Source organism: Limnohabitans parvus II-B4 (assembly GCF_003063455.1).
Lineage (GTDB): Bacteria > Pseudomonadota > Gammaproteobacteria > Burkholderiales > Burkholderiaceae_C > Limnohabitans_A > Limnohabitans_A parvus.
Window position 1 is genome coordinate 885,021 of sequence record NZ_NESN01000001.1, and the last position, 25,016, is coordinate 910,036.

The 25,016-nt window shown below is 60.7% G+C and carries 26 protein-coding genes; all 26 read right to left on the reverse strand.

The window, feature by feature from the left end; translation table 11 throughout:
- Positions 1-46: 46 nt before the first annotated feature.
- Positions 47-1,405: an SPASM domain-containing protein gene (locus B9Z37_RS04145; RefSeq protein WP_108311726.1), complete on the reverse strand. Its 1,359-nt coding sequence runs from the start codon at positions 1,403-1,405 to the stop codon at positions 47-49.
- On the reverse strand, positions 1,402-2,010 hold the full coding sequence (locus B9Z37_RS04150; protein ID WP_167394316.1) for a 2OG-Fe(II) oxygenase: 609 nt from the start codon (positions 2,008-2,010) through the stop codon (positions 1,402-1,404). The genes B9Z37_RS04145 and B9Z37_RS04150 overlap by 4 nt, the downstream gene beginning before the upstream one ends.
- A complete protein-coding gene (locus tag B9Z37_RS04155) occupies positions 2,003-2,722 on the reverse strand; it encodes a hypothetical protein (RefSeq protein WP_146179702.1) in 720 nt (239 codons plus the stop codon). The genes B9Z37_RS04150 and B9Z37_RS04155 overlap by 8 nt, the downstream gene beginning before the upstream one ends.
- Positions 2,712-3,434: a hypothetical protein gene (locus B9Z37_RS04160; protein ID WP_108311729.1), complete on the reverse strand. Its 723-nt coding sequence runs from the start codon at positions 3,432-3,434 to the stop codon at positions 2,712-2,714. Before B9Z37_RS04160 ends, B9Z37_RS04155 begins: the two co-directional genes overlap by 11 nt.
- Positions 3,435-3,697: 263 nt before the next feature.
- On the reverse strand, positions 3,698-4,492 hold the full coding sequence (locus tag B9Z37_RS04165; protein WP_146179703.1) for a hypothetical protein: 795 nt from the start codon (positions 4,490-4,492) through the stop codon (positions 3,698-3,700).
- A 14-nt stretch (positions 4,493-4,506) separates the two neighbouring features.
- On the reverse strand, positions 4,507-5,442 hold the full coding sequence (locus B9Z37_RS04170) for a Maf family protein (RefSeq protein ID WP_108311731.1): 936 nt from the start codon (positions 5,440-5,442) through the stop codon (positions 4,507-4,509).
- A 40-nt stretch (positions 5,443-5,482) separates the two neighbouring features.
- Positions 5,483-6,835 (reverse strand): hypothetical protein, encoded by a 1,353-nt coding sequence (locus tag B9Z37_RS04175; protein ID WP_108311732.1) that lies wholly within the window; start codon positions 6,833-6,835, stop codon positions 5,483-5,485.
- Between the two features lie 5 nt (positions 6,836-6,840).
- The gene (locus B9Z37_RS04180; protein ID WP_108311733.1) at positions 6,841-7,287 is read right to left on the reverse strand and encodes a hypothetical protein; all 447 of its coding nucleotides are present in this window, start codon (positions 7,285-7,287) and stop codon (positions 6,841-6,843) included.
- A gap of 42 nt (positions 7,288-7,329) precedes the next feature.
- Positions 7,330-10,875, reverse strand: coding sequence for a host specificity protein J (gene gpJ, locus B9Z37_RS04185; protein ID WP_108311734.1), 3,546 nt, complete (start codon positions 10,873-10,875; stop codon positions 7,330-7,332).
- 38 nt (positions 10,876-10,913) lie between these two features.
- Entirely contained in the window at positions 10,914-11,510 is a 597-nt protein-coding gene (locus B9Z37_RS04190) for a tail assembly protein (protein ID WP_108311904.1), read from the reverse strand.
- A gap of 44 nt (positions 11,511-11,554) precedes the next feature.
- Complete coding sequence (locus B9Z37_RS04195) at positions 11,555-12,280, reverse strand: C40 family peptidase (protein ID WP_108311735.1); 726 nt, start codon at positions 12,278-12,280, stop codon at positions 11,555-11,557.
- A gap of 33 nt (positions 12,281-12,313) precedes the next feature.
- Positions 12,314-13,033 (reverse strand): phage minor tail protein L, encoded by a 720-nt coding sequence (locus B9Z37_RS04200; protein WP_108311736.1) that lies wholly within the window; start codon positions 13,031-13,033, stop codon positions 12,314-12,316.
- Positions 13,033-13,368 carry a phage tail protein gene (locus B9Z37_RS04205; protein ID WP_108311737.1) on the reverse strand — a complete coding sequence of 112 codons (336 nt, stop codon included), beginning with the start codon at positions 13,366-13,368 and terminating at the stop codon, positions 13,033-13,035. Before B9Z37_RS04205 ends, B9Z37_RS04200 begins: the two co-directional genes overlap by 1 nt.
- On the reverse strand, positions 13,369-15,855 hold the full coding sequence (locus B9Z37_RS04210; protein ID WP_108311738.1) for a phage tail tape measure C-terminal domain-containing protein: 2,487 nt from the start codon (positions 15,853-15,855) through the stop codon (positions 13,369-13,371). It lies immediately after the preceding gene.
- A 10-nt stretch (positions 15,856-15,865) separates the two neighbouring features.
- Positions 15,866-16,213 (reverse strand): phage tail assembly protein T, encoded by a 348-nt coding sequence (locus tag B9Z37_RS04215; protein WP_108311739.1) that lies wholly within the window; start codon positions 16,211-16,213, stop codon positions 15,866-15,868.
- Positions 16,214-16,236: 23 nt separating this feature from the next.
- Positions 16,237-16,602 carry a hypothetical protein gene (locus tag B9Z37_RS04220; RefSeq protein WP_108311740.1) on the reverse strand — a complete coding sequence of 122 codons (366 nt, stop codon included), beginning with the start codon at positions 16,600-16,602 and terminating at the stop codon, positions 16,237-16,239.
- A gap of 4 nt (positions 16,603-16,606) precedes the next feature.
- Positions 16,607-17,017 carry a phage tail tube protein gene (locus B9Z37_RS04225; protein WP_108311741.1) on the reverse strand — a complete coding sequence of 137 codons (411 nt, stop codon included), beginning with the start codon at positions 17,015-17,017 and terminating at the stop codon, positions 16,607-16,609.
- Positions 17,018-17,064: 47 nt separating this feature from the next.
- Positions 17,065-17,409, reverse strand: coding sequence for a tail completion protein gp17 (gp17, locus tag B9Z37_RS04230; protein WP_108311742.1), 345 nt, complete (start codon positions 17,407-17,409; stop codon positions 17,065-17,067).
- A gap of 9 nt (positions 17,410-17,418) precedes the next feature.
- The gene (locus B9Z37_RS04235; RefSeq protein ID WP_108311743.1) at positions 17,419-17,910 is read right to left on the reverse strand and encodes an HK97-gp10 family putative phage morphogenesis protein; all 492 of its coding nucleotides are present in this window, start codon (positions 17,908-17,910) and stop codon (positions 17,419-17,421) included.
- Positions 17,903-18,253, reverse strand: coding sequence for a phage head closure protein (locus B9Z37_RS04240; protein WP_108311744.1), 351 nt, complete (start codon positions 18,251-18,253; stop codon positions 17,903-17,905). Before B9Z37_RS04240 ends, B9Z37_RS04235 begins: the two co-directional genes overlap by 8 nt.
- Before the next feature lie 7 nt (positions 18,254-18,260).
- Entirely contained in the window at positions 18,261-18,884 is a 624-nt protein-coding gene (locus B9Z37_RS04245; RefSeq protein ID WP_108311745.1) for a head-tail connector protein, read from the reverse strand.
- 20 nt (positions 18,885-18,904) lie between these two features.
- Complete coding sequence (locus B9Z37_RS04250) at positions 18,905-19,354, reverse strand: hypothetical protein (RefSeq protein WP_108311746.1); 450 nt, start codon at positions 19,352-19,354, stop codon at positions 18,905-18,907.
- A 29-nt stretch (positions 19,355-19,383) separates the two neighbouring features.
- Positions 19,384-20,715: a phage major capsid protein gene (locus tag B9Z37_RS04255; protein ID WP_108311747.1), complete on the reverse strand. Its 1,332-nt coding sequence runs from the start codon at positions 20,713-20,715 to the stop codon at positions 19,384-19,386.
- Positions 20,716-20,853: 138 nt separating this feature from the next.
- Positions 20,854-21,792, reverse strand: coding sequence for a signal peptide peptidase SppA (gene sppA, locus B9Z37_RS04260; protein WP_108311748.1), 939 nt, complete (start codon positions 21,790-21,792; stop codon positions 20,854-20,856).
- The gene (locus B9Z37_RS04265; RefSeq protein ID WP_108311749.1) at positions 21,789-23,273 is read right to left on the reverse strand and encodes a phage portal protein; all 1,485 of its coding nucleotides are present in this window, start codon (positions 23,271-23,273) and stop codon (positions 21,789-21,791) included. Before B9Z37_RS04265 ends, sppA begins: the two co-directional genes overlap by 4 nt.
- Positions 23,274-23,305: 32 nt before the next feature.
- Positions 23,306-25,012 (reverse strand): terminase large subunit, encoded by a 1,707-nt coding sequence (locus tag B9Z37_RS04270; RefSeq protein WP_108311750.1) that lies wholly within the window; start codon positions 25,010-25,012, stop codon positions 23,306-23,308.
- Between the last annotated feature and the right edge of the window lie 4 nt (positions 25,013-25,016).

The window sequence follows — 25,016 nt, forward strand, 5'->3', positions numbered from 1 at the left end:
GTTGAATGGACTGTTGAATTGGCTATCGAACGAATGGTGTTTGGATTCAGGCTGCCACAGTTCGGTCGTAGGCCAAGATCGGAATCACGCGTTTGGTGCTTTGTTCGGGGACTCCATGGACCTGCCCGAAGATGTCTTTGCGGTCTTCACGAAAGTCGCCGTCGATGAAATACGGAATGCAACCCGTCAGATACTCGATGGCCGCAGCCAGAAACGGCACGTTATCCGAATAGGCTGCATCGCAGCCCGCATCCCACAGCGGCCCCTGCAAAAACATGCATGAGCCCTTGCACAGTTGCAGCACGGGGCAACTGGGGCAATCGGGCCTGTGGCTCCAGTGCGTGGCGCTGCGCATCTTGACGGCCTGCAAATTGGACAAATAGCCAATGTGGTGGGGCTGCCCATTGGGTGCAATGGCTGATGCGCTGACGTTCTGGCAGGTGAGCACCTTGCCGTGCAGGTCCACCGCCAAGTTGTCCGGTTTGTCCATGCCGCACTTTTGGCCCAGCGAGGATGCAGGGCGTACGGTGCGGATAGACTGCACAAAGTCAATGATGCGCTGCTGCGCCACCGACATGCGCGAAGCCAGGCCCTGGCGCAGTTCTTTGTAGGCCAAGGACCTGAAACGCACGTGGTCCTGTTGCGTTTGCAGCGTTACCGCCAAGCCACCTTCGTCGTAGGGGTCAATGAAAGCGCCTTCCCCAATGTTCACATCCTGGCCAAACCGCTGCTGCAGCCAAGCCTGAATCTGCGCCCGGCTTTGGTTGCTGGCATGAACCATGGCGTTGATGCTGATACGGCCCTGAGGCTGCAAGCGGGCATACAGGTCCATGATGGCGGCATATTTCTTAGGGTCGTTCAGCGGATCGGGTCCACGGGTCGACTGGCCCGGACCATCGTGTGACAAACCCACAGAAAACTCCATGCGGTCGAACCACTCGTTCTTACCTGCATCGAGCATGCTGCCATTGGTGATGACGCTGAACTGCGCGTCCGCGTACAAGCAACGTAAACGTTCAGCCAGCGGCTGGAGGGTCTTCCAGTACACCAAGGGCTCCCCGCCCCAGAACTCGATGCGTTCGGGTGGTTCAAGTAGCGCATCGGTCAGTTGACTGATGAACGGCTCGATGTCGTCCGGGTTGCTCGTATCCGCATGCGGCACAAAGCGCTGGTTGCAGTAACTACACTCGTAGTTGCAGGATAGCCCCAGGCTGATCTTAAGGATGCGCACCTGGCCTTTGCGGCCAGGTTGGCTAATCGACACCACCGTGGCATCCCGGAAACTGCCGGGCTGAACCGGCGCCACGGGCGTGCCGTTCTGCCAGGTCAGCGTGGACAAGTGGTTGTCGTAGTGCAGCAAGATTTTCTGGCCATCTTGACGCAAGGCGTGAATTTGAAACTTCATGAGAGGGCCTTTTGCGGCTCCTGCAGCCGCGTTTTGAACACCAGAACCGGCCGCAGATCACGGCAGGCACGGGAGATGGGGTTGACGCCATGGCGGATGTGCCCAGCGAAGAACACCACCCGAGCAGGCGCGGGCATGACCGAGCCCTGCAGGCGACCCTCCTGGTCGTAGAACACTGTCTCTCCGCCCCACCCTGCTTGCCAGTGCCGCACACCGTAGATCAAAAGGGTTCTGTCCAACGGGTGCTGGCTGTCGATGTGGACATTGCCTTCGTTGCCATGGGTGTTGGCGTTGGCGTAAACGCCATGGCACTGGGTCATGACAGGCAGTTGCAGCGCCCGCATGCATGACCGCCAAACAACAGAGAGCACGCCCGTCTGCGCCTGAAGAAATTGCGGCGTGCAGCTGTAGTCCGAAGCTTGGTTGATGGGCCAGTCCCGACCCAACAATTCGCGGTGCCAGATCGGAAACGGCTCCGGCTCGTTTTTGTTGGTGATGCGGTAGTAACGGTACTGAAGGTGCTGCAGCCAATCGACGAGCTCCTGCGTTACGCCCGGATCCAGAACGCCATCGGCAAAAGAGATGGGACTGCGGGCGTCAAGCATGTTCTGCCTCCGGTTCTGCCACCGAATGAAACTCGATGGCAAGGGTGTCGCGCGTCTGCGTGCGCAGCGGAAAGTAGCCATGCGGCGTGCACAGGGGCATGGTCACGAGCAGGCCCGGCTGGGGCGTGATCGGGAAATGCACCGGTGTTTCCCAGGGCAGCAGGTGTTCATTGAGGCGTTTGGCCGGATTGCCAATGACCATACAACCCGGCGTTCGCAGATTGGGGCTGTCGGTCGTTGGGTAGTCGGCTTGCAAGAACAACACCGTGTTGAGACCAGAACGTGAGCTGGCAATGTGCTCAGCCACATGAAATCCCGGCTGACAGCGCATGATGTGGGCGCTCAGCCGGTATCGGTATGTGCCCCAGATGGATTGCAGGTGCTCACGGACCACCGCCAACATGTCATCCAGACCATCTGCCTGGGATAAGCCCCCCTGCAACAGGTCGTGACTGCGACACTGCCAGGACTCGGGGCCCCAGCGGTGCTCAGCGTCTTCCCGCAAGACGGCCTTCGCCAGTCGTTCAAGCCTTTCCGGCGACAAGCCAGAGGGCTGGACGTACACGGTGCTGGGCCACAAAGAAAAAACCCAACGCTGGTGTGACGTTGGGTGGTTCTCTGAAGCATCGGTTGATGCGAACGGATGCGGACTGGCTTGTGTGGCCACCGCCATCATGGGTGGTAGGGCGTGCGCTGATGCATCAAATGACATGAATCACTCCTTGGGCCAGTGCGGTGACGGCCCCTAATCCAAATTGAAGGTGCAGGTTTTCTCCGGCACGCAGGCCCTGGGCCAGGGCCCGCACTTGGGCGCGACCTGATTGCATGCGAACGCGCTGGTGTGGGACATAGCCCGAGACGGCGTGCACATGCAGACAGGCATCGGCGGGCTCTGAAGCCCGTATTTCCAACTCCACCCACTGGTCTGGAGACACCACTGGCGGAGCTTGCACGGTGAGCTTGGGCATGTGTTCGTGCAGCCGGGTGATGGTGTGGGCATGCTGGGTCAGTCCATCACTTGGCTTGGCATAAGGCACATGCTCGTCCACGTGAAGGTTGGTCCAAAGTTGTCCGCCTGGGTGAGCGTTGATACGCAGCACCATCTGGGCGCTGAGCGGTGATTCATGCCATGGCACCAAGCATGACCCGGCAACCAAGTGCGTCTGGCGCGCTTTGGTGAGCGGCAAGGACAAGGCAGTAAAGCCCTCGCTGTCTACCCGGCTGCTGCGGGTGAGGACATGGCGGTTGAAGGGCGTCATGAAGCGCCAGGTATCTGTGCACAGCACAAACATCCAGGCGGCCCAATCACTCAGGTGCTCGCCATACATGCGAGGCTTGGCGCGCATGGCCTGTGGATCCAGTGCGATTTCATCGACCAGGCCCCACTGAACGCCATCAATGGTCTCGGTGTGGCCGGATGGCATGTCCAGTCTGACTGGCAAGACGTAGGGACTGGGCTGGCCGCGTCTGGGCAATGAATGCGATTTTGGGATTAATGCGCCTGAAGGATGGACCCGATACTGTTTTTGAGTCACCTTGCCGACAGGGTAATTTGGCCGGAACGTCTCCAATGGCTCCCAGAGCCGCCAGGTCAAGCGATCCGCTTCAGCGAGAACCTCCACGACCAACGGCTGTGTGAATTCATCGACCCGCTGCACGAAGCGCGCACGGACTTTTTCAGCACCGCTCACACCCGCACCTCCAGCTCTTCGACACCGCTGAACCACTTGAATCCCAGCTTGATCTTGGCCAGGGCCCCGGGGTCTGCGCCAAAGAGCGTGACAAGGGCTTGCCCTTGATCCAGGTCTGGGCGGCTGTTGCTCAAAGCACCGGCCGTGGTGCTCAGTAGCACCTGCCCAGACGCCGGGAGCACCATCCCCTGGTCATTGACCGCCGAGATACGGATGCGCCGGGGATCACCCCCCTCATCGACCAAGCGAAACGAGGGAAACGCCAGAGCCATGGCAACCGAATTGCTTTCCCACTCGTGATCAAACTCAAAACCGGTCACCTCGGTCTGACCCGCTTGTGGCGAGCACATGAGCACCAGTGAGGGCTCAAGACCTAGCGGTGGGATCCAAAGCTGGGCCAAGACCAGCATGGGCTGCTGGTTCCAGTACTGCCGAAACCCTTCTTTAGACAAGGCAGTCTGCGCGAACTTGTTGATCCACACCGGCTCACTCTCCCCTTGACGCAGTGCAAAGAGCCAGACGGTGTAGGCATTGCCGGGATCTTGCGCGAGGTTTTGCAGGTCACTTACTGTGACAGCATGGACAAATGCGCTTTGATGGCCGACCAACATGGGCGCAGACGATTCATCAATGACCCGGCCACTTTCATCTAAGGCTTGCTCAAAAGAAGGCGTGAGGTGTTCGATCAAGAAATCGCCCTCCACCTTCTGAATGCGAATGAGGTTGGTTCGGTGCGCGTTTGTTGTGCTCGCAGGGCTTTGCAGCGGATAAGACATGCGTACGGTTTTCATGAGCAATTCCCCTTTCAGCAGCCACAGCAGTTGCAATTGCAGTTGCAATTGGCCAACACGTTCACTGTGCGCAGCCGCAGCTGCCCGCCTTCATCAATCAACTCATAGTCATGACGACTGGTGATGTTGCCGCTGCCATAGCAATTGATGGCGTAACCAGTACCACCGCAATTGGCCACTTGCTTGAAAAAGTAGTCGTGCAGCCAGCCATAGTTGGCGGTCCACATGGAGCCGCCGTTGTTCATGTACATGTCCCAGTTGCCGTCGGTTTTCAGAAATCCCATCAGGTTGCTGTTGACATGCAGGTAGCGGGTGCTGCCCTGGTCTGTGTCGTAAAAGTCGATCGTGGGCGAAGTGCTTTGCACGGTCTGACTGGGCAGCGTGAGGCGCCCGCTCATGCTGTCGCCCGTGCGTGCTACCCGCCCCGACAAATCGATGTTGACCGTGGCGTTGCCGTTCGCGTCCGGACCACCACCGTTAACCGAGCGGACAAAGGCCGAGGCGTCATAGCCGTCCAGACGGTCTGCGTCCGTCGCTTTGGCGCTGATGCCCAGATAGGCCGAGTTGTGGTTGTGCGAAGCTGAAGCAAATGCGCTGGCATGCTGGCCGTCGAGCAGGTCGGCATCGATCCCAGAACCCGCGCCATCCACCGTGAGCAGCTTGGCCAGCACATCGGCAGCTGTGTAGGCGGCGGCATTGAGTTTGGCCGCGAACTGTGCATCGATCCCACTGGTCAGGTCCATGATGAAGCGCCAGTTATCCGGGTTGGTGCCGATAAGCTGGTAAAGCTTGAGCTGATCCGTGCGGTAGCACAGCATGCCCACTTGCTGGTTGGTGGTGGGGAAGGTGGTGCCACTGTTGCAGGAGATCGCCGTCTTGTCGTTGTTCAGGATCTCGATGAGTGAGTCAGAAAGCGTGCGCGACGACGGGATGTCGGTGAAGTTTTGCATGGTGAACGGGTGGGTAAATGACTGAGGTACATGGGAGCTGTCAGTACCCCTGAGCGATCCAGGTGAACGCGCCGGTCACGCGAGCGCCAGAGATGTTTTCTAAAACTGCCGTGAAGCCTGTCCGGGTGACTGCACTGGATAGGCGCGGGATGGCGACCACCGTGCCGCCCTTGTGGGTCATGGTCACCTCGGGCGGCACCCTAAAAATTCGGGCAAAGCCAATCACAGCACCTGCCTGCGCATCGGTGATCTGCACAGTGCCCCGGTCAAAGACATCTGGGACATCCACCGTCACGCGCAGCGCATCAATGAAGCCCCGGTCGGAATTTCTGGACTTCAAGATGGCCCGAAACAAGGCGCGCTGGTAGGTGTAGTCACCCTGAATGAAGTCCCGGAAATCCGTGTAGCCCGGGGGATGGCCCGTTTCGACGATTCTTGCAAAATCGGCTTCGGTGATCTCGGTGCTGGCCACGATCATGTCGCTGATCACGCCGTTGGCGTGGCGGCGGTACTGCTCGGCGAGCGCCAGGGCTTCATGAGCCTTGAGACGCATCGACCTGCGCAAGGCTTCCGAGACACCCAGCCCTTCCTGCAAGAGCCGCCTGTACGCCACTGTGCGGCCTAAAGTTTCGGCAAACGCCAGTGCCTCGGCCACCTGCTTGATGGATTGGCGACTGAGCTGATCGCTCGTGGTGAATGTCTCAGCGACTGGCTTTTGAAGCCACCTGGAGGCCTGATCGCTTACAGCCAAACCCTCGCTGATGCGCAGGATGAAGGCGATCAGGTCGTAATAAGTTTCGGCAAAGTTCAGCGCTTCGCTGACCCGTTTGCTGAAGCGTTGATCCAGGTCATCGGTCAAAGCCACTCTTTCAGCGACTGTTTTGGTGGCGACCCGCGCGGATACCGATGCCACTGGCAGGCTCTCAGCATGCTTTTGGCGCATCTGCCGAGACAAGACTTCGGTTACAGGCAAGCCTTCTTGCAAGGCTTTGGCTATGGAGCGGGCCAAGCCGTCCAGACTTTGAAGGTTTTCTTGAACGGACTTGCGGCTCGATTTGGCAACGCCCTCAGTCACCCCCAGCGACTCAACCCAGCGAAGGACATAGGCGATCAGGTCGTAGTAGGTGTCGGCAAACCCGATTGACTCCGTCTTTTGCAGCGCGGCTTGATGACGCCGGGTTTCCGCAAGGGACAGGGCTTCAGTCAGGCGTTTGCCATGCTGACGGCCTGAAGCCTCAACCCAAGCGAGTGTGGCAGCTACTGCGACCACATAGACAGCGGGGTAAGCCGTGAGCCAGGATTTGCCTGCACTGGCACTGGCCCAAGTGAAACTGGCATTGGCCCAGGTGTAGCGCGGGCCTTGGGACTCGCCTACGGTGACCGTCTCGGCCATGGCGATCAGCTCATGGTGAAGGTGAACACTGCCGTCAGACTGTCGTCTGCCCCCTTGTTCACCACCGGGAACACCACCCTGTCGAGCATGATGCCGCCCGATGCGGCATTGAACACTCCAGCTTCCGTGATTGCCCCCGTGCCGTCGCCTGCTGGGAAGTCGGCCGTGAAGCTGAAGGCTTTGGTGCCAACGGTGTGGGCATAGGTGGCGGCGTTTCGGTCAAGCTCGGAAACCAGGGCCGACTGGCTGGCTGCAGCCGCCGTGGTGCCCGTGCCCAGGGCGATGAAGCCCATGACCGAGGGACGACTGGCGGATTTGCCGATGGCGTCCGCGATGAAATCGAAGCCCACGTTCACGATGATGTTGTCTTTGTGAACGGTTTCGATGTCGCCACTGGCGCGGCGAACAATGAGGGTCATCGCCCCCTGCAGTTGCATGGTTTCGTCAATCATGTGGTGCCTTAAAAGTGAATTGCTAAAAAATTCTGCGCCTGCTCAATACAGCCGCAAACTACTGAATGCGCCCACGGGCTCAAGCCGTGCGCTGGCCGACTGGACACCGCTGCCCATCCTGGCGGCAAAGAGGCGGCGTTCTGTGCTGGTCTGGCAAACCCCCAGGCAGATCCGATCGGATGCTTCCAGCCCAAATGTCAGCGCGACGCTCCGGGACAGGTGGTCTTCCAAAAAGAAGCCTTGCGTTTGGGCGTCATAGCCCAGCAGCAAAGCGCCGCTCGGTCCCGTTGCTTTCCAGATCACGCAAGTCGTGACCTCTTGGGGGATGAACCAGAACGTGGTGTGGAACACCTGCGGCATGTTCACAGTCCAGGCCACCTGAGTGGTGTCTTTGACCATGAGCCCCATGCCATAACGGCCATCGCCGTAACTCACGCCCGCCGACTGGCTCGTCACTGCATTGCCAATGCCCATCACCGAGCCGCTGAGCCGCCATCCGTAGAGCTCGCCCGGGTGCAGCACATCCTCTCGCGCCATCTGAAACCGCGCATCCACGTTGGCGATGGCGCCGTCGTAGGTCCACTGCCTTCGAGCGGCATCACCGCTCCAGACAAAGTTGGCTTCCTGCCAGGTGGTACGGTCATCGACCGAAGCGCCCAGGCTGCTGAGCAAGGTGTTCTGTGCCCGGATGGGCGAGACCAGATCCAACTCGAACAGGTATTCGGCCACTTCCGCGCCGGTGTTCATGCGCAGCACGTTTTTGCCATTGACCGTGACCACCGAAGCGAAGTGCTTGGTGCCAGCAAAGCCCCCTGCTTGTTCGTCGCGCTCGAGGATCAGGTTGGCGTTTTGCGGCTGGGCCACCACGGTCGAGACGAAGGTGGGCGTGTCGCTGTAGATGCCGGGCGAGGCAATCGCCTTGATCCAGAACTTGCGCTCGCCATCAAATCCTGAGGGCAGCGTATAGCTGGTGGACTTGACCTCGGCCACAAAGAGCGATGCGTCCCATGCCGCACCCTCTCGCAGCTCGTAGCCCACCACCTCGGGCTCTGGGTTGGGTTGCCAGCGAAACTCCAGCCGGTTGGATGACTGCACGACATCGAACTGGCGCACCGTGGCCGGGGCCAGCAAGGTCAACACAAAGGTGGTGACATGCGCGCTGTATTGGCCCGAGGTGTCGTAAGCGCGGATGTGGTACGGGTACTGCCCTGCTGCGTCCTGGTCGTGAACCATCTGGGTGCCTAAGGTCTTGGCAACCAATTGGGCGTCGTCCCAGCCGGGCCCGACCCTAACCTCATAGCCCGCCAAATCGGCATCGGGCAGTTCGTCCCAGCTCAGCAGCAGATCGGACATGCGCCGCTGCACGGTAAAGCCGGTCACATCCGACGGAGGCAGTGTCTTGCCCAGCACCGTGGCGCTGAGTGTGGCGGGCGCACTTTCTTTACGGGTGATGCCGATGGCCCTTAAGCTGAACTCGTACTCACCCTCCTGTGCATCGCGGATTTCTGCGTAATTGGCGCTCACCAGCGGCAAGCTCACGAAGTTGCCACCGCCCACCCGGTAGGAAAGCCGGTAAGCAATGGCCACGGGCACTTCAGCCCAAGACAGTTGGACCAGCACCTGCGCCCGGTCTTTGACCCGGTACAGGCTCTCTTGCATGCTGAGGGCTGTGGGGGCGGTAGGCATGTCCGACAGCACCGTGATGGTGCGCGGCTGCAGCGCCAGGCCCTCTTCAATGGCTGCGTACTTGCCCGGGTTGTGGGCCAGGGCCGTGATCTCATGCACGCCGGGCTCGCGCTCGGCCACGGACACCACCCGAAACAGTTGCGGCTCGATGATGGAAGAAGCCAGCACCCAGATGGCATCGGTTTGCGGGGCCATGCTGAAGGGGATGGTCACCATAAGCGTTCGCCGAGCGTGTGCATCACCGCTGGACGCAGCGAAGGTTGCTCCGACCAGGCGCTCTTCTACACTGCCATTGGGCAAGATCACCGAAAGCCGCCAGGGTAAATCGGCTGGCAAATCCTGATCCAGGGTAACGCTGGTGGTGGTGGCTGCTGCGACGCGCCCCCCAAGGCGCATGCCGCCCCGGCTCGGATCGGCCACCTGGATGACATCTCCCGGGCGCACCACCGCACCTTCCAGCCCCGTGCGGAAAGTGATGATTTCCGATTCGGACTGCTCGGAATACAGCAGCCACTTGCCCACCCGGTTGGCCTGCCCGCGCGAGGTGCAGCCCATGGCCACCACATCGGCTTGCACCACGCCGTAGCGCGCGATGCCTGCGACGTCCTCAACGTATTCCACCTTCTGTCTGTAAAAATCCTCCGGATCGACCCAGCTGACCAGGGCCACGGTGTGCCGAGCCTTGGCAGACGAGCCCTGGTAGGCGAACTCACCGTCGATGACGTTGGCAGCGGTGAACTGGTAGACCGGGTCTTGGGGCGCATCTTGCGTGACGGTGATCGCCCCACCGGACCAATAGGCCATACCCCGGAAGACCGAAGCCATGTCCTGCACCACCTTGTAGGCCTGCTCGCGGGTTTGCAGGTACAGGTTGCAGGTGAAGCGGGGCTCGCGCCCACCCAAGCCATCGGGCACGAATTCGTCACAGTAACGGGCCACCCGGTACAGCGCCCACTTGTCAACCTGAGACTCAGGGGTGAAATGTCCCAAGCCATAGCGGGTGTTGGTGACCAGATCGTAAAAGCACCAGGCCGGGTTGTCGGTCCAGGCCACCTTGAAGGTGCCGTCCCAGATTCCGGCATATGAGCGAGACTCCGGGTCGTAATTGGACGGCACCCGCACACGCAGGAGTTTGAGCTCATAGCTGCGCCGGGGGATGGCGTTGAACTGCGAGGCGTCCACCCGCAAGGCCATCAAGGCGCTGTTGGGGTAGCGCAGCTTGCTCTCGATGACCTCGGTGTACGAGTCCAGGAAGGTCTTGTTTTGCAGACTGCTCTGGGTTGCGTCCTCGGTCAGCCTGCGAAGGCGGACATCCCAAGGACCTGCGCCGGACAGTGGCACGTAGTAGCTGCGCTGGTAGCGCGAAGTGGTCTTGCCAGAAACCGTGTCGGTGAGCACCTGCACAAAACCGGCGCCCGCTGATTGCAAGTCGATCGCATAGCTGACCGATGTGCCATTCAAGTCGCCGTTGGTCGTGTCCTGCAAGGTGAGCGCGGGCATGCTCACTTTAAGGCGCACAGCGTCCACGTCGGGGTCGTTGATGGCGCGCACCACCGGCTGGGCAAACTTGCATTCCACGCCGACCGAGACTTCGTTCTCTACCGAGGCAAAACCCGGGATGTAGCCCTGCTGCTGGGTGCCGGGGCGACTTTCAAGCGTCACCCCAGAAAAGTTGTAACTGCCATCAGCATTCTGAATTGGCGTGTCGTCCAAAAAGACCGACTGCAAACCCTGCACCAGGCCTTCGATTTCTCCTTCGCACACCAAATCGACCACACGGGCGTAGGCTTTGGAGCGCAGGCTGTCGGCAGCTTCCTGGGCTACACGGGCGCTACCGCCGCCCGACTTGCCCCCACCACCTGCGCCGATGATCAAAGGATTTGAAGCTGGCATCAGATTCATGCAGTGATCTCATCGACAGGTATTTAAAGGACAGGTATTTAAAGGACAGGTATTTCATCGACATCGATGCCCGCACTGATCACGGCCGAACCCACGATCATGCGGCCGTAGCCCACGGGCACGGGATGGCCTTGGGCGGTGGTGTTCACGGGCCCGTTGAACACATAACTGGGGCGGTTTTCTGGGCGCTCGGACGGATCGGCGGATTTGGCGGTGGGTGCAATCATCTGGGCCACACCGCCCAGAATCATGGAAGTGCCCACCGAATACAGGGTCGCTTGCGACAAGAATGAGCCAGCGGCTGCCCAGCCCATCGGGTTCCACCAGGACACAGCGATCAAAGCTGCACCGAGCAGGATCTGACCTAAGCCATTGCCACCAGCACCCGAGACGACAGGCGCGATGGTGATGCGCTGCTGGCCGGTGGGCTCGTGCAAGCGGTCGAGCGCGAGTTGGTCCCGCCCGGCCAGCACCCGGTAGCCCACGCCCCGCTCGCCAGAGGACACCAACTCCCGCTCAAACTGCGGAAAATTCGCACAAAGAGCGCGCACCGCCTCGGCGGCTGAGGCCACCGCCATCTGATGGCGACGCCCAAAGCGCTTGCCCAGTTCACCGAGAAGAAGGATCGTGGCCATGGCAAGACTCATGCTGCAAGTTTTAGGAGCGGTAAAGAAAACGGCTAAAGATGTCGGTGAAGGTCTGGATGCCGCAACGCGTGGGTGCTGACCTTTTGCCAGTAGCCGCCGTACACGTCGCGACTCGATAGCCTGCCTTGCAGGTGATGCAGGATCAGCCCGTCGCCCAGATACACCGCCGCATGGTTGGGCACAGGGGAGGCGACCTGCATCAAGAGCACATCCCCCACCTTCAGATCTGTCCGATCCGTCAGATCCGTAACCCCAAACCCGGCGGATCCAAAGTTGTCCAGGTACAGGTTCATGCCCCGCTTCCACCACTCATCAAAGCGCTCAAAATTGGGCAGTTCGATGCCACGCTCCTGCACGTACCAGTCGCGCACCAGGGCGTAGCAGTCAAGTACCCCATGCGCCCATTGACGGCCCACCAAGGGCGCGACATAGCCCACGGGCTTGATTTGTGCCCACTGACCCGCGGGAAACGACACGATGGACCAGGGCAGCCCTGTGGCCTCGCAGGCCACACGGTCGGCCTGACTGGGCTCAGGGGGCAAGTTCGGGTGGGAATGGAACACCTCAACGATTTCGCCCTGGCGGTCGGCTGCCACATAGTCTTCGGGGTGGATCACGAACTGGTCAGTGCCCACACCGATGTTGCGGCAAGGGCAATAGACTTCGCGGCCCTTTTGAATGACCAGCAGCCCACAGGCTTCACGGGGAAACTCTTTGGCGGCGTGGGCCAAGGCCAGGGATTGATTGATTTCATTCATTCAGTGATTTCGTTCATGTTTTGATTTCATTCATCACCGGAACAAGCCCGCTGCAGGAAAACCCCCGAAAGGCAACTCGGCATGTGCACCAAAGCGCCGCTGGCAAGAGGCCAGGCGTTTGCCACAGGCGTCTTGCGCCTTGCTGCTCACCACCTCGTCATTCGCGTTGAAATACGCACTGCCCGTGTAGCCACACTCGGCACCCTGGTAGGACCAAGGGCAGACGTTTTGCACAATCTGACGGCGCGGCAAGCTGACGCCTTCGAGGTCAAAAGACGCGGCCAACTCGAACTCGACCACCTCGCGCGTTTCACGCGACTTGCGGTCAACGCAGTAAACGTCGTCGGCAAACTCAGCCAAGGAATCTGCCGTAGGGTTCACGCCGCCCGCAAAATTGACCGCATCGAGGTACTTGGCCAGGGTCCGTTTGCGGGTGATCCTGGCTCCCACCAGGTCCTGGTAGCTCAGCACGAGCGCCGTGATCGAACCCGTGACATTGGCCACTCGCAGCCGGGGACGTGGCACCTGTCCGCCGCCATTGAACTCAAAGCCTTCAACCTGGATCGGAAACGCTTCATAGGCATGGCCTTGCCAGACCACACGCTGCATGAGCGCATTGGTACCGGCATGAAACCTCACTGGTCCCTGGCCAAAGAGCGACAGGTCCAGCACAAAGAGCTCGATCACGGCGCTGGGGGCAAGTTTCTGGATTTCTGAGGTGATCGCTGGGGAAGTCTTGGCTTGTTCGGTCATCACAGATCAAACACCTGTTTGAATGTGGCCCGCACAGTCTCGACGTCGGGCTCATCCACCGAGCGGCTCCACTCTTCGCAGGTGAACTTGGCAGCAGTGCCTGCCGGGGTGGTCCACTCAAATGCATGCACACCTCCGCGAGCGCGCAAGAAATCGTCGATCGCCCCCGCGTCCTGCGTGGTCCGCCCACGAAACTCCAGCGTCCAGACCTCGGCTTGGGTGTGGATTCCAAAGCCCAGGCGCTGCTCATAACCATCGCCAAATGCCACCCGGCGCACATTGGGCCGCATGGCCAGACTGGCACCCAGCGATGGAATCCATGTGAACACCGCCATTTACAAAGCCCTCCTGCTGTCGAGCAAGCCACCGGCCCGCTTTTGCGCCAGCAGCTCCTGGCGGACCGCGTTGGCCACTGCCTGGCCCAGGTCACGACCGCCCGCGCTGTCGCCTCGCGCTGCTGCGCCTGCGTCAGAGACATTCACGGAAATGTTGAACACATGGCCTGCGCCCATAGCACCAGCAGCAGCACCAGCAGCGCCACCGCTCATGGTCACGGGAATGGTCCGCCCATCGGGTAATGGCACATAGGCCTCTGGCCGCGAGCCTTCGCCAAACACCGCCAGTTGCGGCGAATTGGCAATCCCGCCGCTGGCGTAGCCCCGCAGAGGTAATGGCCCCTCTGACGTCATGACTCCGCCATCGGCAAAGCCAAAGAAACTGCTCATGGCTTTGGCCAGGGGCAGCGTGATGGCGCGCTGGATTTGGATGCGGATCAGGTCCGAGATGATGGAGTTAGCCAGCGACCTGAAGTCGAGCTTGCCCGTCATCACAAAGCCCACCAGCGCATCGGTCATGCCGTTGAAGGCGCGGATTGTTGCCGCTTCCATCTGCTTGCCGATTTGCTCAGCCTCTTCAGCCACTGCGCGCATGCCCTTGGCAAATCCGGCTTCGGGGTCAGAGAGTTCCTTGGCCCGCTGCGTCAAAAGCTGAGCGCCATCTGCCGCTAGGCGGGCGGCTTCCTCGATTTTGCGAAGGGCTTCGGCGAGTTTTTCATTGCCGGGGGCTGCGTCTGCCAAGGCACGCGCCTGCTCGGCCAGTGTGGCCAGCTGGTTCGCACTTTCCTGACGGGCTTCGCCCAAGCGACGCAACGAGTCCAGCTCACTGATGGCGCCGGTTTCGCGCAGGGTTTTGATCTGCTCCTCGCTGGCACGCAACTGCGCCTGACCGCGCGAGGCCTGCTCTTGCAGGTCTTTGAGATACTCGCCCGGCAGCCGAATCTGGCGCTCCAGGTCGGACTGCTGGGCATCGCGCTCGAGCTTTTGGCGTTTGAGGGCAATCTCCAGGAGCTTGTCCTGGAGCTTGAGTTTGTCCTGGCTGGTTTTAGCGACCGAGTCGAGACCTTTGCGCAAAACAGCTTCCTCATCCGAGGACAAGGCAGAGAGCTTTTGCGTGAAGTCTTGCTGCGCAGCCAGGCGAGCGTCACTGGCCTCCTTGAAACTCAGGTAGCCCTGGTTTTCATAGAGGTCGATGATGCGTTGGCGGTCCTTGAGAATGCCCGACTCTGCATCAACCAGGCTTTGTAGGCGTTTGAGCTCGCTGTCGATACCCGCCATGGCCGTGGCTGTGACGGCCGTGGTGGCGGTGCTGTAGTTCAGGCGCTTTCGGGGCGCGGGTGCAGTTGTTTCAGAGTTGCTCGCATCGGTGCCTTTGCGGATGTCATCAAAGCTTTTGGTGACCGCATCGGCCAAAAGTGGCATGTCCCACAGCTCGACATAGTTCTGGTTGGCCTGCGCAACGATGGCATTGCGTTTGTCCAGCGCCGCTTTGAGGCGTGCACGGTTCTCTTCAGAAAATGGATTGAGCCCCTCGCCCCCCGCTAAAAACGTGCCCGCCAGCTCAATGTCTGCCCACACCACCTGGAAACTGCCAATCACCGACTTGATGGTCTGGCCAATGCCGCGCAGGGCGTCGATGACCACAGCGATGGCGTACGCCGTGTTCTGCGCCCAGGTGGTGAGCGAGCCATCGGTGCGCAGGCGCTGGATACCGCCCACCGCATCGTCCGTACCAAAGAGCACCTGCTTGAGCTCCTGCGCGAGCACTGTCATGGACGGGATGGCGGCCGTGACAAGTGTCTGCGCGACAAAGCCTGTCTCGGCCTTCATGCGGGCCAGCGCCTTGGAGGCGTTGTCCGCTTCCTCGATCTGCTGGGCCGTGAGCCGAATATTGAGGTCCTGGTTTTCTGCAAGGTCTTTGAGGAAGGGCAGCATGGACGCGCCCGACTTGCCAAAGAGCTCCATGGCCAGGGCCGTCTTGCCCGCGCCATCCTCAAATTCGGAGAGCTTTAAGGCCACATCGTTCATGACCTCGGCAGGATCGCGCAGGTTGCCACTGGCATCCTTGGCCCTTATGCCCAAAAACTGCAGCGCCTTGGTGGCACCGGCCGTTTCATCGTCCACCCCCGCCAGACCTTTGGAGAGTTTGGCCAGACTCCCGCCGATGGCGTCCATCGCGGTGCCCGAGATGGTGGCCACGGGCGCAAAGCCCGACAGCGCCGTAGCACTCGCTCCGGTTTGCTCAGCCAGACCTTGCAGCGCTGCCGAGGTCTCCAGGGTCTGGGTCACAAAGTCACGCAGTGCTGCCACAGAGGTGGTGCCGATGACGACCGCAAAAGCGGTCCGGGCAACACCAGCGACCTGCTGCAGCGAGGTTTTCATGTCCGAGGCGTGCTTGTCCAGCAAACGCGCACTGCGCCCGAGATCGGCCTGAAACTCGGCGGTGTCGGCTGCAAGTTTGATGACCAAGGAGCCGATATCAGCCATGGGGGTTGCCTTATCTCTTGATGCGGTGCGCGAACATGGCTTTGAAGCGGGCGATGTTCAGGCGTGCCGCATCTGCTTCAGATGCCTTGGGTTGATCTGAACGGTGTGGCTTGTGGTGATCTTTGTGGTGGTTTTTTTCCACAAAGGGCATGAAGTCTTCGGGCGTAAAGGGCTTGCCCTCTTTGCTGCGGTGGGCGTTGGCCAAGGTGGAGGCGACGATGGCCGAGCGCAAGTCCGCCCGAAAATCCCCAAAGGGCTCCAACTGATAAAACGCCATCCACTCGGTGAGCTCGTCCGAGCCCATGCGCGCCAGCAACTCGCGCACTGGCAGACCCAAAGCCAGCGCCAGCCGAAACACAAAGCGCCGGGCCGGGCTGGCGATCAGGCGTTTTTTGCGGCTTGCGCCTCATCGGCGCCGATGCCGTTCAGGCGCTGGGCCACAGCAAAGACCCGGTCGAGCGCCCGGGCGCTTTTGCGGCCTAAGGCGTCGATGTCACCATCTTGGAACATGCGCTCGCCCGACTCGCTACACAAGGTGAGCGAGACCAGGCGCGCGCGCACGTTGTGCATGCGTTGATCGTTAGACGAGGTGTTTGAATCCCTCGTGATCAGGCTGGCTTCAAAGGCGTCGCGGTCGGTGCCGGTCATGGTGCGCACGTACACCTGACCGCCCCATTCGGGAACGCTCACGATTTCGCGCGGCAGGTCGTCGGCAGATAGGATGGCTTCTTTGGACAGGAGGTTCATGGGTTTAGCTTTCTGTGATGTCGCCGTCGATTTCAATGGTCACGCTGGCTTCAACCACCGCGTCCACCCCGCCTTGCACGCTGAACTGCGTGACATAGCCGTAAAACGTCCAAGTGGCTGCAGCCACATCGGTGAAGGTGATCCGAAACTGACGACGGGTGCGGTTGGCGCGGTCGGTGCGCAGGCCCTGGTGCACTGCGTCTTCGGGGTTGTAGTGAAGACTCAGCGAAAGCTGGCCTTCGTCGCGCAAACCCACGCGTTTTTCTTTGGAAGTTGAGGCCAGATTGGTCACATCGATGACCGAGGCCTGGCCTCCGGGCCCCTGAAACGAGACCACGTTGGGGATGGTTTCAAAGGTGGTGGTGCCAAAGCGGGCAATGGCAATACCCTGTGCGGTGATGGCGGTGCTGCTCATGCACGTGCTCCTGTTGTGCGGTGAAACTGTTGTGGGCTGAAACGGATTCAGCGGTGGTAGGTGTAGTCCACGCTCACCCGGTACAGCCGGGCTTGCGCTTCAAATTCACTGAGCCCCATGCGCACATCGGCGATGGTGCTCTTATCGGCCAATAGCGCCGCCAGGACCTGGTCTTGCAGGTGCAAGGCCTCCTGGTAGGTTCTGGCGTAGGTGTCGACCTGCACGCGCACGCGCTGCAGGCCTCCTGACAAATTTGGCCCATCGATGCCGAAGATGTGTTCTTGCGCTATGGGCGTGTAAACGATGGCCGGGTACTGTGTGCTTTCTGGAGCGACAAGGGCGTACACCTCACCACCGGCCAAGTTCTGGATGGCGTCAAAGAAGTCCTGCACCGCTGTGTCCTAAGGTCTTGTGCTGAATTTTTTGGCTTCTTGCGCCACGCGCTGCTGCAATCGCTCTTTCATGGCCTGAGCCGCTTCGCGCCGTTTGGCCTCGAGCGCTGGACGCAGAAATGGACGTGCCGCCATCTTTCGGGTGCCAAACTCCACAAAGCGCCAATACCAGGCGTCTTGGGACAGGTTGCCTTTTTTGCCCTGCTTGCGGTACTTCTTACCGTGGCGCACCGTCACAAAGAAGGTCTGGCGCGTGAGGCTGGAGAGCTCGGGGATGTGCTTCATGATCACCGAGCGTTTGAGGGTGCCCGGTGGGGGCTGGTTCGGCCCCAGAGACTGCTGCGCCTTGGGTGCCCGGGCGCGGGCTTCGTCACGAACGACCTTTGCCCCGGCGTACACCGAAACACGCAAGCCGTTTCTGGCGACACGTTCTGGCAATTCGCGCAAGGCTTTGCCCAGTTCTGCCAGGCCTTCGATCTTGACGGTTTCACGTTTAGCCATCGTCTAGCCCTTCGCAAGCCAACAAGATGAGTTTGACCCGGCGCTCGTCCTCATCAAGAGCCGAATGGATGTTGAACACCCGAGCTTTGTAAAGCGCGCGCATCTGAGCCACTTGGTGGGGGTTGTCAAAAAGGCTCTGGTGGCGCACCGTGATCTGGTGGGTGAGTTCTGCCGAGATCCGCCCAGCGATCACCGCTTCACGTCCTAACAGAGGCTGAATGTCAGCCCAGACGGTCGCCACATCGAGCCAAGTGCGGCAGGGGCCACCCAGGCGGTCTTTGGTCGTGCTGGGGCGCTGGATCCTGATGCGGCGCGTCAATGCGCCTGCTCCGATCGGGTTCATAAAGGCCTCATATCAGGGGTACTTTGTAGGGATCGAGCAGGCCATCGACAAAGGGCAAGGGGTCAATGCGACCTCGGGCCATCGACGCGACTTCCTCGCGGTGGGCGTACAGACTGCCCAGACGCAACTTGATCCAGCTTTTGAGACCTTCGGGCACATCCGCTGCGCTGCCATACCCGGCATCAAAAGTCACAGAGACGGCACCGATTTGCGGCAAGGCCACAGGCCAGATCTGACCAAACACCGGAGTGATTCGGGCAGGCTCACAGGCCTTGTCCACCGTGTAATGTGCGGAGGGCATGACTTGCGAAACACCCGCCATGTCCAAATAGCGAATTTCCACCACCGATTGCAGGGGTGACTTGGGAATCAGGATGGCATGCCCAGGCAGCGTGAAGGTCTGCCCTGCAGGCACCCCCATGAGGCCGCAGCCCGGAAAGCTGTCGAGCACCATGCGCCAGCGGGCCGTGACCAGCTGCCGTTGGATCAGCATCTCGGCGGCCTGTCGGGCTGCAGAGATCAGCGCCTGAATCAGGGCATCGTCGTCGTCAAAGTCCACACGCAGGTGGAGCTTGGCCTCGGCCAGCGAGACGGGCTCGGCCGCTGGCGGGGTGATCAACTGCATGGGCATGCACCGCTCTCCCCTTCAGATCAAACGATCTGAGCCACAGCAGCCTGGTTGGCTGTTTCGGCTGAGGCCAGTCGCGGATTGACGCCCATCAGCTGCGCCGAGGTGTTGGCCGCCGCAGCAGCCACCGTGACCACGAGGCGGACGAAGGCAAAGCCATTGTTCACATCGAGCTCTTCAGGGCGCAAGTTGATGAGCGTCTGACGGTTGGCACCGTTGCTCGCCTGGGTGAGTTGCGCGATGGCTTTGCCCGCCACGTCCTTGGCACCCGTGCCATTGGCGTCCTGGGCCTGCTGCAGCTTGGCGTCGACGGTGGCACCTGTGGGCAAAGCGCCGGTTTGAACCAGCGCCAGCAGGCCATGGTGGGTGCTCAGCGGCACCCAGCCGGTGTTGGCGACACCCGGTGCCTGGTTGCCCGGGTCGAGCGTGGCCAAGATAGACAGCAGTTCGCTGCCTTTTGCATTTGGAAACATGAGGGTTCTCCTTCAAAGTAGGGCGACGATCAGCGTGCGCCCAGTTGGACAAAGGGCGACAAGGTGGCGTTGCCCTTGGCCGGGGCAATGGGCGCGGCGATCTTGGACTGGCCGTCCATGCGGAACGTGGTCCGAAACGCCGTGAGGTCCGAGTCGAAGTACAGGTGCATGGAGGTGGCCGTTTGCATGCCACCAGCCTTGGTGATGGTCTGGTAGTACGACAGGTCGGCCAGCAACACATCGCCCGCTGCAGAAAAGCTGTTGGCGTGCTGGGAGACGAACACCGGGCGACCCAGCAAAGTGCCGTAGGGTGAGACCTGGATGCCGCCGACGGGCAATCCCGTGGGCAGGTAAATCGGGTAGTTGCCCAGCATGAGCGTGAAAAGAGCTGGCAGTACGTCGTTGTTGACGATCCACACGGCCTTGCCAAATGAGCCCGGCGGCAGGCGAGAAATCATCTTGGCCAGGTTCTGGGCCAGAAGTGTCTGGGCTGCCTGGCCCGACTCCTTGGCTACCGTCACCGTGGTCGCGTTGGTCATGCAGCCCACAGGCAGGCCGGTGCCCGCGCCAAACAAGATCGACTCGTTGGTCTTCCAGCGGATGGAAGTAGCGATCTTGTCGGGCAGATAGGTTGACAGCGCATTGGTGTCGTCCAGCAGTTCGTCGGTCACTGGCACCAGGGCCATGAGCTTTTTGAGGCGCAAGGTGGAAAGACCCAGCACAGGTTTGGTGGCACCGGCCGGATTGGCTTCGCCTTGCCAGTAGGCTCGGATGCCGTTGGTGCCCCAGGGCGTGGTCTCATCCTTGGGGAAGGCCATGGTGTTGCCCGTGATCTCGACGTTGTCGGTCAGCGGCAGCAAGGAGTCTTCACCCAAGGAGAGCTGGAAAATTTCTTGAGCGAATTGGGGCGGCACCAAAAAGCCACCGTCTTGCGCCGAGCCTTCGTTGCCAAAAGAGGCAGGGGCGACGGCACCGCGACCGGAGCCAATCAGGAGGCGCTCGTCGATGGCGCTGCCGGGGTTTTGGGCCTGACGCACGGTTTTGAGGAAGTCGCCCACGGTTTTGAAGCCGTGCTTGGGGTCGACTTCGAGGTTGTCGGTGACGGAAATTACCGTGGATGTGTGACCATGGGAGACTGCTGAATGGGCCACATTGGCCATATGCGCCTCTTCGGCGATCAGGGCAGCCTCGCGGTCGATGGCTGCTGACGCCACCTCGATCTTGGCCTTGAGGGCGTTGAAGGCATTCAACTCCTCATCGGTCATATCGCGCTCTTCAGATGCGGCGATGTCGGTCAGGGCGCGGGCGTCCTTGACCAGGGTGGCTTTGCGAGCTTGAAGCTCGCGCAATTGCTTACTCATTGGGGTTGCTCCAGATATGAAAATGCCGCCCAGGCAGTAAGCACGGGGCGGCGGTTTGAGGCGCGACCAACGGGTCGCAGGTGGTCGGCAGCCCTCAACGGAGGACTGCTGAATTGGGGAAACGGAATCTGTTCGAAGTCAGATCAGCGCGAGGGCTGCTCGTGCCCGGCCAAGCCGGGAAGCACCCGGTGGCTTTTGAGGGACGGCCGACTTTTGCATCTTGGCCAGCACATCGTCAAAGGTGGCAATGCCGTCCACCATCTTGGCGGCAAGCGCCGCATCGGCGCCCAACACCCGGCCTTCGCCCATGCCATCACGCACATCGCCAATCGAGACGCCTCGGCCCTTGGCCACGGCTTTGATGAAGGCGTTGTAATAGTCGTCCACGCGGGACTGCATAAAGGCCTGGGCCTCAGGATCCAGCGGCACATACGGGTTGCCCTCGACCTTGAACTTGCCTGCCGAAATCAGGGTGGGTTTGACCCCCTCCTCTTCCAGCGCCTTTGAGTAATCAAAGTGGGCCTGCCAGACACCGATGGAGCCCACCTCGCCACCCGGGGTGACATAGAACTCACCGGCCGAGCAACCGATCCAATAGGCGGCCGAGGCGGCCAGGCTATTGGCCACGGCCACCACGGGCTTTTGGGCCCGGGCTTTGACAATCTCGGCGGCCAGCTCGGCAACGCCGTAGACGCTGCCGCCTGGGCTATCGATGTCGATCAGGATTTGGCCCACAGTGTCATCCGCCAAGACATTGCGCAATGCGCTTGTGAATTTCTGGGTGCTGGTACTGCCCGGCCCTGAGATGTCATCGACCATGTTGCCGCGCTGCGTGACCACCCCATACAGGGGCAGGACCGCGATGCCAGCTCCGGCATTGGAAGAGGCACGGTCTGTTGCGAACTGTTTACGCGTATCCCGCAGCACCCGGTCCGTATTGATCTGAAACAGCGTCTCGTCGCTGGGGGACACGTCAGAAGACCAACGGGTGAGGACGGCAGTCATGGCCTGCAGACGCTCGGGCATCAATGCCCAGGGCGTGGTCAAAAATTCAGAGATCAGAAGTTGCTTGTTCATTCATGCGTTCCAAGTTCGATGAGCGCTTGCGCCAGTGCATGCTCATCGGTAGGTGTTTCAATGTGGGTGGCCCACTGCTCAACCCGTGATGGAGTCAAGCCGAAGGTCTCAGAGATCAAATTCACTTCTTTGGGTCCGATCGCACCGGTCCTGCTGATGCGACGGGCCAGACGCTGTGCGTTGACATGAACCAAACCCCGCAGCCTCTGGTGAATGGCCTGATCAGACCCGGGGTCTGCGTCAGGTGAGGGCGTTCCGTCTGCCGCTGCAGTCTGTGACTCCAATGCCTCGGCCGCGTCCTCTTCGACCATGTTGAGCGGGCGAAGGGGCTGATCCAGTCCAGAAATCGGGTTGAGGTTCTCGGCGATACGGGCCTCATTGCGGGTGAGCCAGCCGTTTTGGATGCCGCTTTGGTAGTAAGCCGAGCGGCTGGCCGCATCACCACGCATCAGGTTGGCGAAGTCAAACTCGATTTCGAGCTCATCGCCTTCCAGCATCAGGTCCGCTTCGATCGAAGCCTCCCAGCGCTCGGCCCAGGGCGTCATGGTGTGCATGACGAACTCCAGGCTTTGCTGCTCGATGTTCGAGAAGGTGGCCCGATCCAGGTCCGCGATCATGTGTGGCGGCACCCGAAACAGGCGAGCGATGTCCGTGATCTGGAACTTGCGCAGCTCCAGGAACTGGGCGTCCTTGTTGGTGACGCCCACCTCGTGGAACTTCATGCCGTTCTCCAGCACCAGCACCTTGCCCCGGTTCGCTCCGGACTGCGCCTGCTGGTAGGACTCACGAAATACCTTCTTGGCTTCGGCGTCCTTGAAGTTGCCCGGGAACTCGATCCAGCCGCCCGTGGGTTTGGCATCGTTGTTGAAAAACCGGGCGCCATAGTCCTGCGCGGCCAATGCCATGCCCAGGCTCTCACGGGAAAGCTCGATGGGACTCAAGCCCAGCAGACCGTCCGAGGACAAACCCCGCAGGTGCCAGACCTCGCCGCGAGGCAGGACCATCTCGTGACCCGTCTGGTTCTGAATCCGATATCGGTAGTCACCTTCAGTGAGTAGTTCCATTCGCACCCGGTCCGGATGGATAGGGATCAGCTCGGTGATCTCGCCCCGGCCGTTGGCCAGAATTTGGCAGAAGGCATTGCCACGCAGGGCCAGGTGCCCCTGCAGCATCTCGCGCCACTCGAACGGGTTCTGGTACCGGTTGGGCTTCTTGCCCAACAACCGGTAGAGCCAGTGGTCCGTCACCCGGTCCTTGCCGCCGTCTGCTCGAGCGCGGTAGACCACAAGTGGGAGCGAGGCCATGGTCTCAGACAGGATGCGCACGCAGGCATAGACCGCTGCCAGGCGCATGGCCGAATCGGCCGAGACGCGCATGCCCGAGACGCTGCGCACCGATACAGGCTCAAAAAAGAAATCGCCCCATGGGGAGCGATCACTTGCGGAAGCCTTGAATCGGTCAAAGAGGTTGAAAATTCCCATCGGTAGTGTCAGAAAACGCACCTGCCGTCTCGTTAGAGCAGCATCAGCTCGTAGTCGGATCCCAGCACCACCGAGTCCCCCGGTTTGATCGCCCGAGAGAGGGCCATGATCAGTGCCACGATGCCGTCGATCTTGTTTTCTGCTCGCTCCTTGCGCGGGTAAATGTTGTCTTTGACGTCCGTGTGGGCCACCACGTTGCTGGCCATCCAGGCCAATACCGGGTCGCCGTCATGGGCGAGCTTCTTTTGCAGGACCAAGGCTTCAAGCGTCTTCATCGGCTCGCTGAAATTGAGCACTGTGGGACGCACCTCGATCATGGGCAGGCCCTCGGACAGCATCCGGGTGGACAACTGTGTGGCCTGAAACGGATCGAAGGCCACGGCTTCCACGGAAAACCGGGACGCGATGTCCAGCAGATCGGCCTCGATCCAGCTGAAGTCGATCACCTTGCCCGGCGTCACAGACAGGCGGCCGGTATGGGCCCAGCCCTCGTACTGGCTGTTGCCCGCAGCCTGGACCGTGTCCTCTGGCAGGTAGTACTTGCCAAACACGGCATATGCGTCAGGTGTGTCGGGGTGCTGGAACACCATGACCAGCGCCGCAATGTCCGTCTTGCTGGCCAGGTCCAGGCCCACCCAACAGGGCTGGCCCAGGAACTGGTCCAGCTCCAGATCCGGGTTGGTGCCCGCGTCCCAGGCCCGCATGTCCATCCAGGCCTTATCCGCGCTCACCCATTCGTTGAGGTGCTTGGTCTTGAAGTTGTTGACCGCGCTGGGCAACTGCATGGCCTTGGCCTGCAGGGGAACCAGAATCTCTTCACGCACAGAGACGCCCCAGTTGGGGTTGGCTTTGATGAGGGAGTCCTTGATGGTCCAGTCGTCCCCTTCATCGAGGCCGTAAATGATCCCGAACTGAGAGTCGTCTTCGAACACTCGGTTGAGCAGCTTGGTGACAAAGCTCCTGACCTCGTAACAAATCCCCGAGCGGTTGCTGCCAGCCGTGGTGATCACCCACAGCAGCGAGTTGTCTCGCTTGCCGGTACCAGTTTCCACCACGTCATAGACCGTTCGGGTCTTGTGGGCGTGAAGCTCGTCAATACAACCGAAGTGGATGTTCAGGCCGTCCAGCGTCGAGCCCTCAGCCGAGAGCGCTTCGAACTTGGAGCCGGTTTGCAAGACATGCATGTTGTGCGCCCCGACGTTCACCGCAAACCGGTTCCGAAATCCCGGGCTCAGGCGCGCCATGGTCTGGGCATCGCCAAAGACGATGCGGGCCTGATCGCGGGTGGTGGCGAGCGAGTACACCTCAGCGCCGCCCTCGCGGTCGGCTGCAAGCATATAAAGACCCACCGCCGATGACAGGGTGGACTTGGCATTGCCCCTTGGCACCTCGATGTACGACCGCCTGAAACGGCGTTTACCGTCCGATTTGACCCATCCGAATACTGTGGACAGGATGAACACCTGCCATGGCTCCAGAACAATCATCCGGCTGGCCAGTGGGCCTTTGACGTGAGGCAGGCGCTCGATGAAGGCACAGAGGTTGTCTGCGGGTCGGTAGGGCCTGCCGTACCGATCGAGCAGCTCCGGGTTGAACTGGTAAATGCTGCTCTTGCGTTTGAAGCGAATCAGGTCATCGAGTTGGCGTTTGCAGGCTTTCTGGACCCATTCACAGGTCAGGATCTCACCTGATACGACGCGCTGTGCATATTGTTTGGCGCTCGCGGCATATCCACTCATCGTT

Coding starts and splice junctions, on each gene's coding strand:
- B9Z37_RS04145 (WP_108311726.1), bottom strand. CDS start 1,405: ATGAAGTTTCAAATTCACGCCTTGCGTCAAGATGGCCAGAAAATCTTG.
- B9Z37_RS04150 (WP_167394316.1), bottom strand. CDS start 2,010: ATGCTTGACGCCCGCAGTCCCATCTCTTTTGCCGATGGCGTTCTGGAT.
- B9Z37_RS04155 (WP_146179702.1), bottom strand. CDS start 2,722: ATGTCATTTGATGCATCAGCGCACGCCCTACCACCCATGATGGCGGTG.
- B9Z37_RS04160 (WP_108311729.1), bottom strand. CDS start 3,434: ATGCCATCCGGCCACACCGAGACCATTGATGGCGTTCAGTGGGGCCTG.
- B9Z37_RS04165 (WP_146179703.1), bottom strand. CDS start 4,492: ATGAAAACCGTACGCATGTCTTATCCGCTGCAAAGCCCTGCGAGCACA.
- B9Z37_RS04170 (WP_108311731.1), bottom strand. CDS start 5,442: ATGCAAAACTTCACCGACATCCCGTCGTCGCGCACGCTTTCTGACTCA.
- B9Z37_RS04175 (WP_108311732.1), bottom strand. CDS start 6,835: ATGGCCGAGACGGTCACCGTAGGCGAGTCCCAAGGCCCGCGCTACACC.
- B9Z37_RS04180 (WP_108311733.1), bottom strand. CDS start 7,287: ATGATTGACGAAACCATGCAACTGCAGGGGGCGATGACCCTCATTGTT.
- gpJ (WP_108311734.1), bottom strand. CDS start 10,875: ATGAATCTGATGCCAGCTTCAAATCCTTTGATCATCGGCGCAGGTGGT.
- B9Z37_RS04190 (WP_108311904.1), bottom strand. CDS start 11,510: ATGGCCACGATCCTTCTTCTCGGTGAACTGGGCAAGCGCTTTGGGCGT.
- B9Z37_RS04195 (WP_108311735.1), bottom strand. CDS start 12,280: ATGAATGAAATCAATCAATCCCTGGCCTTGGCCCACGCCGCCAAAGAG.
- B9Z37_RS04200 (WP_108311736.1), bottom strand. CDS start 13,033: ATGACCGAACAAGCCAAGACTTCCCCAGCGATCACCTCAGAAATCCAG.
- B9Z37_RS04205 (WP_108311737.1), bottom strand. CDS start 13,368: ATGGCGGTGTTCACATGGATTCCATCGCTGGGTGCCAGTCTGGCCATG.
- B9Z37_RS04210 (WP_108311738.1), bottom strand. CDS start 15,855: ATGGCTGATATCGGCTCCTTGGTCATCAAACTTGCAGCCGACACCGCC.
- B9Z37_RS04220 (WP_108311740.1), bottom strand. CDS start 16,602: ATGAACCTCCTGTCCAAAGAAGCCATCCTATCTGCCGACGACCTGCCG.
- B9Z37_RS04225 (WP_108311741.1), bottom strand. CDS start 17,017: ATGAGCAGCACCGCCATCACCGCACAGGGTATTGCCATTGCCCGCTTT.
- B9Z37_RS04235 (WP_108311743.1), bottom strand. CDS start 17,910: ATGGCTAAACGTGAAACCGTCAAGATCGAAGGCCTGGCAGAACTGGGC.
- B9Z37_RS04240 (WP_108311744.1), bottom strand. CDS start 18,253: ATGAACCCGATCGGAGCAGGCGCATTGACGCGCCGCATCAGGATCCAG.
- B9Z37_RS04245 (WP_108311745.1), bottom strand. CDS start 18,884: ATGCCCATGCAGTTGATCACCCCGCCAGCGGCCGAGCCCGTCTCGCTG.
- B9Z37_RS04250 (WP_108311746.1), bottom strand. CDS start 19,354: ATGTTTCCAAATGCAAAAGGCAGCGAACTGCTGTCTATCTTGGCCACG.
- B9Z37_RS04255 (WP_108311747.1), bottom strand. CDS start 20,715: ATGAGTAAGCAATTGCGCGAGCTTCAAGCTCGCAAAGCCACCCTGGTC.
- sppA (WP_108311748.1), bottom strand. CDS start 21,792: ATGAACAAGCAACTTCTGATCTCTGAATTTTTGACCACGCCCTGGGCA.
- B9Z37_RS04265 (WP_108311749.1), bottom strand. CDS start 23,273: ATGGGAATTTTCAACCTCTTTGACCGATTCAAGGCTTCCGCAAGTGAT.
- B9Z37_RS04270 (WP_108311750.1), bottom strand. CDS start 25,012: ATGAGTGGATATGCCGCGAGCGCCAAACAATATGCACAGCGCGTCGTA.